This is a genomic window from Pseudacidovorax sp. RU35E, from assembly GCF_900156165.1.
Lineage (GTDB): Bacteria > Pseudomonadota > Gammaproteobacteria > Burkholderiales > Burkholderiaceae_C > Xenophilus.
On sequence record NZ_FTMY01000001.1, the window covers coordinates 169,761 to 181,207 of the forward strand.

Annotated in this window: 9 protein-coding genes and 1 tRNA gene; 8 read left to right on the forward strand and 2 right to left on the reverse strand. The window is 72.6% G+C overall.

What is annotated here, in order from left to right:
- Nucleotide 1 precedes the first annotated feature (1 nt).
- Genes BXA03_RS00625 through BXA03_RS00655 form a run of 7 tightly spaced genes read left to right on the forward strand, consistent with a single transcriptional unit; the run spans nucleotide 2 to nucleotide 8,490 of the window.
- A complete protein-coding gene (locus BXA03_RS00625) occupies nucleotides 2-1,321 on the forward strand; it encodes a 3-isopropylmalate dehydratase large subunit (RefSeq protein ID WP_076503266.1) in 1,320 nt (439 codons plus the stop codon).
- A complete protein-coding gene (locus BXA03_RS00630) occupies nucleotides 1,318-1,857 on the forward strand; it encodes a LeuD/DmdB family oxidoreductase small subunit (RefSeq protein ID WP_076503267.1) in 540 nt (179 codons plus the stop codon). Before BXA03_RS00625 ends, BXA03_RS00630 begins: the two co-directional genes overlap by 4 nt.
- Nucleotides 1,850-3,535 carry a hydantoinase B/oxoprolinase family protein gene (locus BXA03_RS00635; protein ID WP_076503268.1) on the forward strand — a complete coding sequence of 562 codons (1,686 nt, stop codon included), beginning with the start codon at nucleotides 1,850-1,852 and terminating at the stop codon, nucleotides 3,533-3,535. Before BXA03_RS00630 ends, BXA03_RS00635 begins: the two co-directional genes overlap by 8 nt.
- Nucleotides 3,532-5,577 carry a hydantoinase/oxoprolinase family protein gene (locus tag BXA03_RS00640; RefSeq protein WP_076503269.1) on the forward strand — a complete coding sequence of 682 codons (2,046 nt, stop codon included), beginning with the start codon at nucleotides 3,532-3,534 and terminating at the stop codon, nucleotides 5,575-5,577. Before BXA03_RS00635 ends, BXA03_RS00640 begins: the two co-directional genes overlap by 4 nt.
- On the forward strand, nucleotides 5,574-6,164 hold the full coding sequence (locus tag BXA03_RS00645) for a cysteine hydrolase family protein (RefSeq protein ID WP_076503270.1): 591 nt from the start codon (nucleotides 5,574-5,576) through the stop codon (nucleotides 6,162-6,164). Before BXA03_RS00640 ends, BXA03_RS00645 begins: the two co-directional genes overlap by 4 nt.
- Entirely contained in the window at nucleotides 6,161-7,597 is a 1,437-nt protein-coding gene (locus tag BXA03_RS00650) for an FAD-dependent oxidoreductase (RefSeq protein WP_083715787.1), read from the forward strand. The genes BXA03_RS00645 and BXA03_RS00650 overlap by 4 nt, the downstream gene beginning before the upstream one ends.
- Nucleotides 7,594-8,490: an isocitrate lyase/PEP mutase family protein gene (locus BXA03_RS00655; protein WP_076503271.1), complete on the forward strand. Its 897-nt coding sequence runs from the start codon at nucleotides 7,594-7,596 to the stop codon at nucleotides 8,488-8,490. The genes BXA03_RS00650 and BXA03_RS00655 overlap by 4 nt, the downstream gene beginning before the upstream one ends.
- Before the next feature lie 84 nt (nucleotides 8,491-8,574).
- Here the strand turns inward: BXA03_RS00655 and BXA03_RS00660 are convergent.
- Both BXA03_RS00660 and BXA03_RS00665 read right to left on the reverse strand, forming a co-directional pair.
- Nucleotides 8,575-8,651 (reverse strand) — tRNA-Arg (locus BXA03_RS00660).
- A 480-nt stretch (nucleotides 8,652-9,131) separates the two neighbouring features.
- Entirely contained in the window at nucleotides 9,132-10,124 is a 993-nt protein-coding gene (locus tag BXA03_RS00665; RefSeq protein ID WP_076503272.1) for a LysR substrate-binding domain-containing protein, read from the reverse strand.
- A 58-nt stretch (nucleotides 10,125-10,182) separates the two neighbouring features.
- Between BXA03_RS00665 and BXA03_RS00670 the strand changes: the two genes are divergently transcribed.
- A complete protein-coding gene (locus BXA03_RS00670; protein WP_234983550.1) occupies nucleotides 10,183-11,418 on the forward strand; it encodes a CaiB/BaiF CoA transferase family protein in 1,236 nt (411 codons plus the stop codon).
- Nucleotides 11,419-11,447: the final 29 nt, after the last annotated feature.

Below are 11,447 nucleotides of genomic sequence, written 5' to 3' on the forward strand. Positions count from 1 at the left end.
CATGAGTACCCCCCAGACCTTGGCGCAGAAGCTCATCGCGCACGCCGCCGGCGTGCCCGCGGTGCGCGAAGGCGAGATAGTCAATTGCCGCGTGGACCTGGCCATGTTCCATGACTCCTCCGGCCCGCGCCGGCTCAAGCCGATGCTGGAGGAGCTGGGCGCGCGCATCTGGGATCCGTCCCGTGTGGTGCTGGTCATGGACCACTTCGTGCCCGAAGCCGACGACGATGCGCGGCGCATCGTGCGCATCGCGCGCGATTGGGCGGCCGAGCAGGGCCTGCCCCATGTGCACGACAGCCAGGGCATCTGCCATGTGGTGCTGCCGCAGAAGGGGCACCTGCGCCCGGGCCTGTTCTGCGTCGGCGGCGATTCGCACTCGCCCACCGGCGGTGCCTTCGGCAGCTACATGTTCGGCATCGGCAGCACCGAGATGCTGGGCGTGGTGGTCACCGGCGAGATCTGGGTCAAGGTGCCGCGCACCCTGCGCATGCGCTGGCAGGGCCGCCTGGCCGACGGCGTGTGCGCCAAGGACATGATGCTGCACATGATCGGCCGCCTGGGCATGAACGGCGGCGACTACCAGGCGGTGGAGTTCGCGGGCGACACGGTGCGCGGCCTGTCGATGGCCGAGCGCATGACGCTGTCCAACCTGAGCGCCGAGCTGGGCGCGCAGGCAGGCCTGGTGGCGCCCGATGCCACCACCGCCGCCTGGCTGCGCGACGTGGGCGTGACGGTGAGCGACGAAGACCTCGCCCGCTGGCAGACCGACGAGGGCGCCGCCTGCATCGACCACGACTTCGACGCGCGCGAGCTGGTGCCCATGGTGGCGTTGCCCCACAGCCCGCAGAACGGCCGCACGGTCGAAGCCGTGGCGGACGAGCCGGTGCAGCTGGCCTACATCGGCGCCTGCACCGGCGCCAAGCTGGAGGACCTGCAGGCCGCCGCCCGCGTGCTGGCCGGCCGTCGCATCGCCTCCGGCATGCGGCTGCTGGTGGCACCGGCCAGCGTGCACGACTGGCAGCGCGCCGAGGCCATGGGCGTGGCCCGGGTCCTGCGCGATGCGGGCGCCGAACTGCTGCCCAGCGCCTGCGGCGCCTGCGCCGGCTACGGCCAGGCCATCCAGGGCGCGACGCGGGTCATCTCCAGCACGGCGCGCAACTTCAAGGGCCGCATGGGCTCGGCGCAGGCCGAGGTGTTCCTGGCCTCGCCCTACACCGTGGCGGCCTCGGCGCTGCGCGGGCGCATCACCGATCCGCGCGATGTGCTGGTGCAGGCGCCGGGCTCCGAAGCCGCATCGACATCGCCGGGCACCCCGTCATGACCCAGCTTCCTCTGCCTGACAACAACGAAGCGCCGGCCGGCCACCGCGTGTGGCGCCTGGGCGCCAACGTCGACACCGACGCCCTGGCCCCCGGCCATGCCATGAAGTTCGGCATGGACGTCATCGCACGCCATTGCCTCGAATCGATGCGGCCCGAGTTCGCCGCCCAGGTGCGCCCCGGCGACGTGGTGGTGGCCGGGCCGGGCTTCGGCATCGGCTCCTCGCGCGAGCAGGCCGCGTCCGTGCTCGTGGCCCTGGGCGTGCGCGCCGTCATCGCGCCCAGCTACAGCGGCCTGTACTTCCGCAATGCCTTCAACGTCGGCCTGCTGCTGCTCACCTGTGCCGACGTGGACGCGCTGCAGGAGGGCGAGCGCATCGGCCTGACCGTGGACGACCCCGACCGGCCCCGGGTGCGCGCCGCCGACGGCCGCGTGCTCGCCTGCGACCCCGTGCCCGCCTTCCTGATGGCGCGGGTGCGCGCGGGCGGCCTGCTCAACGAACTCAAGCAACGCTTCTCCAAGGAATCCCATGTCTGAAGCCACACTCGATCCCGTCACGCTGGCGGTGCTCAAGGGGCGACTCGAGCAGATCGCCGACGAGATGGACGCGACGCTCTACCGCAGCGCGTTCAATCCCATCATTGCCGAGGCGCACGACGCCTGCCATGGCCTGTACGACGGCGACAGCGGCGACACGCTGGTGCAGGGCAAGTCGGGCCTGCCGGTGTTCGTGGGCGCGATGGCTTTCGCCGTGCGCGCCGCCAAGCGCGCGGCCGACGCCCTGGGCGGCATGCGCGAAGGCGAGGTCTGGCTGTTCAACGACCCCTACGAGGGCGGCACCCATGCCAACGACTTCAAGCTGGTGCGCCCGGTGTTCCGCGACGGCCGGCTGCTGTGCTTCCTGGCCTCGGCCGCGCACTGGCACGATGTGGGCGGCGCGGTGCCGGGCAACTACAACCCGGCCGCCACCGAATGCTGGCAGGAGGCGGTGCAGATCCCGCCGGTGCGCATCGTGCAGGGCGGACAGATCAACCCCGACGTGCTGGCCATCCTGCGCGCCAACACCCGGCTGCCCGACAGCCTGTGGGGCGACCTCAACGGCCAGCTGGCCGCGCTGGAGCTGGGCGCGCGCCGCCTGGCCGAACTGCTCGACGCCTATGGCGACGCCGTGGTGCTGCAGGCCCTGCAGGCGCTGCGCGAGCGGGCCCGCCGGCTGATGCGGGCGCAGATCGCCTCGCTGCCCGACGGCGTCTATCGCTTCTCGGACGTGCTCGACAACGATGGCGTGGTCGACGAACCCCTCACCATCGCGCTGGACATGACGGTGCAGGGCGAACGGCTGGTGCTCGATTTCTCGCGCAGCTCGCCGCAGTGCCAGGGCCCCGTCAACATCTCGCGCGCCACCGCGGTGGCGGCCTGCTACGTGGCACTCAAGCACCTGTTCCCCGAGGTGCCGGCCAATGCCGGCGTGCTCGACGCGGTGGAGTTCGTCATGCCCGAAGGCCTGGTCATCACGGCGCAGCGTCCGCGGCCGGTGGGCGGCTACACCGAGACCATCCTGCGCATGATCGACGTCATCTTCAGCGCCGCGGCGCAGGCCGATCCGCGCCGCGCCGTGGCGCAGGCCTACGGCACCATCAATGCGCTGTCCATCGCCGGCCACCGCAGCGAGGGCGCGCGCAGCGGCCAGCGCTGGGTGATGTTCAGCTTCTTCGGCGGCGGTCACGGCGCCCATGCGGGCGGCGACGGCCTCAACCACGGCAACGCGCCGATCTCCACGGCCACCATTCCGCCGCTGGAGATCCTGGAGGCCGCCTACCCGGTGCGCTTCACCGAATGGGCGCTGCGCCCCGGTTCGGGTGGCGACGGCACGCACCGCGGCGGCCTGGGCGCCATCTATGAAATCGAACTGCTGGAGCGCCAGGCCCAGGCCTTCATCTTCGGCGAGCGCGGCAAGTCCGCGCCCAAGGGCATCGCCGGTGGCGGCGACGCGCAGGCCAACCGCTTCAGCTGGCATTCGCAGGGCGCGTGGCACACGCCGCCCATGGTGTCGAAGATGCTGGGCATCACCCTGGAGCGCGGCGACCGCGTGCGGCTCGAAACCCCCGGTGGTGGCGGCTGGGGCCCGCCCGAGGCGCGCGGCGCCGACGAACGCGCGGTGGACGCCCGCCGCGGCTACCTGGCCGACGCGGCCAACCCGGGAGAACAGCAATGAGCGACGCGCGCACCCGTGTCGTCGGCGTGGACGTCGGCGGCACCTTCACCGACCTCTTCGTGCTCGACGAGGCCGCCGGCACCGCCGAGATCGTCAAGGTGCCCTCCACCCGCGGCGAAGAGTCGGTGGGCTTCATGAACGGCATCGCGCGGGTGGACGACCGCGGCGCACAGAGCCTGGCCACCATCATCCACGGCACCACCGTGGGCACCAATGCGCTGCTGGAGCGCAAGGTGGCCCGCACCGGCCTGATCACCACCCGCGGCTTCCGCGACGTGCTGGAGATGCGCCGGCGCGACCGGCCCCAGACCTGGGGCCTGCGCGGCGGCTTCGAGCCGGTGATCGAGCGCGCCCTGCGCCTGGAGGTGGACGAACGCGTGCTGGCTGACGGCCGCGTGCACACGCCGGTGGACCTGGACCAGGTGCGCGCCGCCGCCCGCCAGCTGCTGGAGCAGGGCTGCGAGGCCGTGTGCGTGTTCTTCATCAACACCTATGCCAACCCGAGCAACGAGCAGGCCGCCGCGGCGGCGGTGCGCGAGCTGTGGCCCAACGACCATGTGACGGCGGCGGCCGAGGTGCTGCCCGAGATCCGCGAGTTCGAGCGCGCCTCCACCGCCAGCCTCAACGCGGCGCTGCAGCCGGTGGTCGGCCGCTACCTGGAGCGGCTGGACGGCGACCTGCGTGCGCGCGGCTTCGGCGGCGAGCTGCTGATCGTGCAGAGCAACGGCGGCGTGATGTCGCGCCGCACGGCGGGCGAACTGCCGGTGCGCACGGCGCTCTCCGGCCCGGCGGCGGGCGTCATCGCCTGCGCGGCCATCGCCACGGCCGCGGGCCATCCGGACGTGATCACCGGCGACATCGGCGGCACCTCCTTCGACGTGTCGCTCATCGCGGGCGGGCAGGCGGCCCTGGCCTCGCAGACCAGCATCGACTTCGGCCTGGTGGTGCGCTCGCCCATGATCCAGATCGAGACCATCGGCGCCGGCGGCGGCTCCATTGCCAGTGTGGATGCGGGCGGCATGCTGCAGGTCGGGCCCGAGTCCGCCGGCAGCGTGCCCGGCCCGGCCTGCTACGGCCGCGGCAACGAACGGCCCACCGTGACCGACGCCAACGTGCTGCTGGGCCGCATCGCGGCGCAGCGCCCGCTCGGCGGCGGCCTGCTGGGCGCGCTCGACGTCGAGAAGGCCCGCGAGGCCATCCGCCGCCACGTGGCCGAGCCGCTGGGCCTGGACGTGCTGGCCGCGGCCGAGGCCATCCTCACCGTGGCCAATGCCAAGATGGCCGGCGCGATGCGGCTGGTTTCCATCGAGCGTGGCCACGATCCGCGACGCTTCGCCTACATGCCCTTCGGCGGTGGTGGCGGCCTGCATGTGTGCGCCATGATGCGCGAGGTGGGCGTGGTCACCGGTATCGTGCCGCGCTATCCGGGCGTCACCTCGGCCCTGGGCTGTGTGATGGCCGACATGCGGCACGACGCGGTGCAGACCCTCAACCAGGACCTGGCCGCCATCGACTTCGCCGCGCTGCGCGAACTGCGCGCCGGCTTCGAGTCGCGCTGCCGCGCGCGGCTCGACAGCGCCGGCGTGGCCTTCGAATCGGTGCGCGAGGAACTGGTGCTGGACATGCTCTACCAGGGCCAGACCCACACGGTGGCGGTGCCGGTGCGCGCCAACGCGCTCGATGCCGACGCCGCCCGCGCCGCCTTCGAGACCGCCTACCGCGCCGAGTTCGGCCGCGTGCTCGACGGCATCGGCCTGCGCGTGATGAACCTGCGCTACGCCCTCATCGGCGTGCGGCCCAAGTTCGACCTGTCGGTGCTGGCACCGCGCGGCGAAGGCCGCACCGAGCCGCTGGGCGAGCAACCGGTCTACTTCGGCGGCGACTGGGTGCAGGCACGCCGCTATGCGCGGCTGGAGCTGCCGGTGCGCGCGCGCATCGCCGGCCCGGCCATCCTCGAACAGGCCGACACCACCGTGTGGCTCGAACCCGGCTTCGAGGCCGTGGTCGACGCCCTGGGCAACCTCATCCTTCGCCAGCCATGAAAACCGCCCTGGTCATCATCGACCTGCAGAACGACTTCCTCGACGCCCGCGGCGCCTACGCCCGCGGCGGATGTGCCAACCCGGCCGCGCAGGCCCTGCCCGAACGCGTGCTGCCGCTGGCGCAGGCGGTGCGCGCGGCCGGCGGCCTGGTGGTGGCCAGCCAGTTCACGCTGTGGCCGGGCGTGGGCGGCGCGCCCATGATCTCGCCGCACCTTCTGGCGCTGCGGCCCTTTCTACGGCAGGGCGACTTCGCGCCCGGCAGCTGGGGCCAGGCCAATGTGGAGCTGCTGCAGCCGGCCATCGACGCCACGGTGCACAAGGTGGCGTACTCGGCCTTCTTCAACACCCAGCTCGACTGGCTGCTGCGCAAGAACGGCATCGAGCGCGTGGCGGTGTGCGGCATCGTGACCAATGGCGGCGTGGCCAGCACGGTGCGCGATGCGCACATGCGCGACTACGACACCTGGGTGGTGGCCGATGGCTGCGCCGCCTTCAAGCCCGAGACCCATGCCACGGCCCTGGCCGACATGGCCACCGTGGCCCATGTGGTGGACAGCGCCGACTTCGGCGCCCGGGTGCTGGCATGACGGTCGGTGCCGCAGGCGCTGCTGCTGCGCCGGACAGCACGGCCCGCGTGGTCGTCGAGCCCGCCTTCGAGGCCCCGGTGCAGACCGACGTGCTCATCGTCGGTGCCGGCGCCTGCGGCCTCACGGCCGCGCTGCTGCTGGCCGACCTGGGCGTGGACGCCGTGGTGCTGGAACGCGATGCGCAGCCCAGCGGCTCCACCAGCCTGTCTTCCGGCTTCATCCCGGCGGCCGGCACGCGCGTGCAGCAGGCACTGGGCATCGACGACAGTCCCGAGCGCTTTGCCGAGGACATCCAGGGCAAGGCCCACGGCACGGCGGCCCCGGCCCTGGTGGCCGCCTACACCCAGGCCATAGCGCCCGCGCTGGACCATCTCGAATCGCGGCATGGGCTTCGGTGGGAGGTGCTCACCGGCTTCCTCTATCCGGGCCACAGCCGCCACCGCATGCACACGCTGTCCGCCCGCACGGGGGTGGCACTGGAGCAGGCACTGGAGGCCGCGTTGGCGGCCGCCGGCGTGCCGGTGCTGACCGAGGCGCAGGCGACCGAGCTGGTGGTCGACGGCGAGCAGCGCGTGCTGGGCGTGCGCGCTCGCCGGCCGGATGGCAGCACCGAGGGCGTGGGCTGCCGCGCGCTGCTGCTGGCCTGCAACGGCTATGGTGGCGCGCCCGCGCTGGTGCGCCGCTTCATCCCCGAGATGGCCGAGGCGACCTTCGGCGGCCACACCGGCAACGACGGCACGGCGCTGCATTGGGGCGAGGCGCTGGGCGCGCGCCTGGCCGACATGCGGGCCTACCAGGGCCACGGCTCCTGGGCCGTGCCGCACGGCGTGCTCATGACCTGGGCGCTGATGGTCGAGGGCGGCGTGCAGATCAACCGCGAGGGCCGGCGCTTCCACGACGAGTCGCAGGGCTACTCCGAGGCTGCGCTGCACGTGGTGGCGCAGCCCGGCGGCATCGCCTGGGCCGTGTTCGACACGCCGGTGCATGCGCTGGCGCAGGGCTTTCCGGACTTCGTCGAGGCCGAGGCGGCGGGGGCCGTGCGGCGTGCCGATTCGGTGGCCGCACTGGCGCAGGTCATCGGTTGCGACGCCGACGTGCTGGCCGCCACCCTGGACGCCTGGACACCGGGCGAGCCAGACGCCTTCGGCCGCCGGCTGCCGCGCCGTCTTGCCGCGCCCTTCTTCGCGGTCAAGGTGACCGGCGCGCTCTTCCACACACAGGGCGGGCTGGACATCGATGCCCGCACCCGCGTGCTCGACGCCGGCGGCGCGCCGCTGCCCAATCTGTGGGCGGCAGGCGGCGCGGCCCGCGGCGTCTCCGGCAACCACGTCAGCGGCTACCTGTCGGGCAACGGCCTGCTCAGCGCCGTGGCGGGCGGCTACATCGCCGCGCACGACATGGCGGCCTTCCTGCGCACTTCCACACCTGCATGACCGAGACAAGCTCTTCCACTTCCTCCTCCGGGCGCATCGGCCTGGCCGCGCGCCTGGCCCGGCCCGAACCGCTGCTGTGCCCCGGCGTTTACGACGCCTTCAGCGCCCTGCTGGCCGAGCAGGCCGGCTTCGAGGCGCTGTACCTGTCGGGCGCCTCCATCGCCTACACGCGGCTCGGCCGATCGGACATCGGGCTCACCACCTTCACCGAGGTCTGCGACACGCTGGCCCACATCACCGAGCGGGTGCGCACGCCGGTCATCGTCGATGCCGACACCGGCTTCGGCAATGCGCTGAATACGCAGCGCACCGTGGCCGGCCTGGAGCGCGCCGGCGCCGCCATGATCCAGCTGGAGGACCAGGGCTTTCCCAAGCGCTGCGGCCACCTGGACGGCAAGACCGTGGTGCCCGTCGCCGAGATGCAGGGCAAGCTGCGCGCCGCGCTGGACGCGCGCCGCAGCGCCGACACGCTCGTCCTCGCCCGCACCGACGCGCTGGCCGTCGAGGGCTGGGACGCCGCCATGGACCGGGCCGAGGCCTACCTCGAATGCGGCGTCGACGCGCTCTTCATCGAGGCGCTGCGCACGCCCGAGCAACTGGCGAAGGCCGCGCAGCGCTTCGCCGGCCGCGTGCCGCTGCTGGCCAACATGGTCGAAGGCGGCAAGACGCCGATCACGCCGGCCGACGAGCTGGGCCGGCTGGGCTTTCGCATCGTCATCTTCCCGGGCGGCACGGTGCGCGCGCTGGCGCATGCGATGCAGGGCTACTTCGCCAGCCTGCGGGCGCACCAGACCACCGAGCCATGGCGCGCGTCGATGCTGGACTTCGATGGCCTCAATGCGGTGATCGGCACGTCCGAGCTGCTGGCACTGGGCAAGCGTTACGAGGGCTGAGGTCGAGACCGACCGGCCGTCGCTCCTGTTTCCGCGGCCGATTCCCAGCGCCTGGGCAGATTGCCCATGTTCAGAGGGAGTGGATGGCCTGCCCGGAGGGGCTCGAACCCCCGACCTGCTGCTTAGAAGGCAGCTGCTCTATCCAGTTGAGCTACGGGCAGTGAAGGAAGACGTTGAGCCGCCACAGGTGCCGCGCTGTCGTCAAGCGCGGATCGCCGGTGTTGCACCGGCGGTGTGGACGGCGGCAAGCGCGGGATTCTAATGGCAGGGGCGCTCGGCGCGTTGCCGGCGTTGGCAGGCCGGGAGTAGAGGTGCGCCGGGTCGACCGACCGGCTCAGACCATGCGTGCGGCCAGCACGACCACCACGAAGACCATGACGGCCGCCAGGATGGTCTTGCCGATCCGGTCTGCCTTTCGCTTGGCCGCGTACTGCTTGTGGTCCATGACGCAAGTGTCCTCTCATGGTATGACCAGTGGCTGACCCGGACGCGCAGGCGCCTGGCCCCATCCTCCTGCCTGCCCGGTCGCCGCCGAAGCGCGCCATGTGCCGGGCCCTCGCCGCGCCGTCCCTGATCGGCGTGTGCCGTGTGCAACGGCTGGCGGGCACAAATTCTAGTGACGGGGCGCTCCGCCCGGCGGGCTATTTCGCATCGGCCGGCCTCGCCCGGCGCGCGCCGCGGCGGGCGGGTGGTGGCGTGCCGGACACGCGGCGCAGGGCCTGCGCGAACGCGCCCAGAACCCGGGGCCGCTGCAGGTCTTCCCGTCGCTGGAACAGGCCAAAGGAAGGCAACGGCACCCGTGGCAGCACCTCCAGCCGGCGCACGCCGCCACGGGCCAGCTCGTCGCTCGCATGCTCCCGACGCACCGCGCACAGCAGCTGCGGGTCGGCCCGCAGCAGGGCGCCGATGGTCACGGAGGACATGACCTCGATCACCGGCGCGGGCGGCGGCACGGCGTCGTTGAGGAAGGCCGTCATGAAGGCCTGCCGCACCAATGTGTCGCGCGGCGGCACCATCCAGGGGCTGTCGCTCAGATCGGCCCAGCGCAGGCCGCCTGTTGCGGCGCGGGGCGGCGGGCCGGCCGTGAGTACGCACAGCTCGTCCTCCAGCATCAGCACCGGCTCCAGTCGCGGCGTGAGGTCGCTGGCGAGCAGCTCGGGCGTGACCGCGCCGAACACGCAGTCCAGCTCGCCGGCGAGCAGGCGTTGGATGAGCTCGTGGACCCGGCCCTCGCGGATCTGCACCACGGCCCCGGGCATCTGCCTGCGCAGCTCGGCCACGGCGGCCGGCACGGCGGCGGTGACCGACGGCGCACCGAGCCGCAGCAGGGCCACGGCGCCGCGCTGCAGGGCAGACACCTCCTCGGTCGCCCGCTCCAGCTCGTGCAGCGCCGCCCGCGCCCGGTACGCAGCGCTCGCGCCCAGCGCATTGGGCTGCATGCCCTGATGGCTGCGCTCGAACAGCCGCGCGCCGAAGCAGGCCTCGACCTCGCCCAGCATCTTGCTGAGGGCCGGCTGGCTCAGGTGCAGGCGGGCGGCCGCGCCGCGCATCGTGGCGGTCTCGCTCAGCGCGACGAGCAGTTCCAGATGGCGCAGGCGCAGCTTGCGCACCAGGTGGTCGGTCCGGCTGTCCATGGGGTGGGCGGCGATAGCGCCGAGTGATCACGACCTCACGATTATTGAATTTTCAAGAATGGCCGGCGCCGATAACGTGGCGCCCATGAGCTTCAGCCAATCCGACACGGCCCCCCCCGCGGCGCCCCTGCAGGGCGTGCGCGTGATCGACATGGGCCAGTACATCGCCGGTCCCGGCGCCGCCATGGTGCTGGCGGAGCTGGGCGCCCAGGTCATCAAGATCGAGCCGCCGGCCGGCGATCAGGCGCGCCACATCGGCCGCTATGGCGAATCGATGCTGCGCGCCTACAGCCGCGGCAAGCAGTCCATCGCGCTGGACCTCAAGCACGAGGAGGGCCGCGCCGTCGCCTGGCGGCTGATCGGCGCCAGCGACGTGCTGGTGCAGAACCTGCGCCCGGGCGCCGTGGAGGCGCTGGGCTTCGGCCCCGATGCGGTGCGCGCACGCCATCCGCAGCTGGTGTATCTGTCGATCTCCGGCTTCGGCATGCAGGGGCCCTCGCGCGGGCGGCCCGGCTACGACATCGCGGCCCAGGCCGAAAGCGGGCTGATGTCCGTCACCGGCGAGCCCGACCGCCTGCCGCAGAAGGTGGGCGTGCCCATCGTCGATGCGGCGGCGGCGCACCTGGGCGCACAGGCCGTGCTGGCCGCGCTCTACGGACGGGAGCGAAGCGGGCAGGGCGCCACGGTGCGCACCTCGCTGCTGGAAGTCGCGCTGCACCTGCAGGCCACCACCTGGAGCGACTACCTGGGCGGCGCGCCCGAGCCAACCCGCATCGGCGACGGCCAGCCCCACAACGCGCCGGCCGCCGAGGTGGTGCCCACGCGCGACGGCCACATCGTGCTCTCTGCCTATGCCGACGAGCACTGGGCGCGCTTCTGCCGCGTGGTGGGCCGCGAGGCGCTCGTCGACGACCCGCGCTTCTGCAGCAATGCCCAGCGGGTGCGCCATCGCGCCGAACTGCGCACCGTGCTGCGCGAGTGCCTGTCCGCCTTCAGCAGCGAGGAATGTGTGGCCCTGCTCAGCCGCAACCAGATCGTGGTGGGCGCCGTGCGCAGCTACAGCCAGGTGCTGCAGAGCGCCGACGTGCAGGCCAGCGGCATGCTGGTCGAGGCCGTCGCCGCCGATGGCAGCCGCTACACCACGCTGGCCTTGCCCTACACGCTGGACGACGCCCCGCGCGCCGCGCCGCCCGCAGCGCCGGCCGTGGGCGCCGACACCGATGCGGTGCTGGCAGACCTGGGCTTCTCGCCGGAGCAAACCGACGCCCTGCGTCGGGACGGCGTCGTCGGTTGATGCCGCCGCAGGAACAAGAAGACGGAGAC

What these genes read in the sequence shown, in the direction of transcription:
- BXA03_RS00650 (WP_083715787.1), top strand. Translation starts at nt 6,161, where the DNA reads ATGACGGTCGGTGCCGCAGGCGCTGCTGCTGCGCCGGACAGCACGGCC.
- BXA03_RS00635 (WP_076503268.1), top strand. Translation starts at nt 1,850, where the DNA reads ATGTCTGAAGCCACACTCGATCCCGTCACGCTGGCGGTGCTCAAGGGG.
- BXA03_RS00640 (WP_076503269.1), top strand. Translation starts at nt 3,532, where the DNA reads ATGAGCGACGCGCGCACCCGTGTCGTCGGCGTGGACGTCGGCGGCACC.
- BXA03_RS00645 (WP_076503270.1), top strand. Translation starts at nt 5,574, where the DNA reads ATGAAAACCGCCCTGGTCATCATCGACCTGCAGAACGACTTCCTCGAC.
- BXA03_RS00655 (WP_076503271.1), top strand. Translation starts at nt 7,594, where the DNA reads ATGACCGAGACAAGCTCTTCCACTTCCTCCTCCGGGCGCATCGGCCTG.
- BXA03_RS00670 (WP_234983550.1), top strand. Translation starts at nt 10,183, where the DNA reads ATGGCCGGCGCCGATAACGTGGCGCCCATGAGCTTCAGCCAATCCGAC.
- BXA03_RS00630 (WP_076503267.1), top strand. Translation starts at nt 1,318, where the DNA reads ATGACCCAGCTTCCTCTGCCTGACAACAACGAAGCGCCGGCCGGCCAC.
- BXA03_RS00625 (WP_076503266.1), top strand. Translation starts at nt 2, where the DNA reads ATGAGTACCCCCCAGACCTTGGCGCAGAAGCTCATCGCGCACGCCGCC.
- BXA03_RS00665 (WP_076503272.1), bottom strand. Translation starts at nt 10,124, where the DNA reads ATGGACAGCCGGACCGACCACCTGGTGCGCAAGCTGCGCCTGCGCCAT.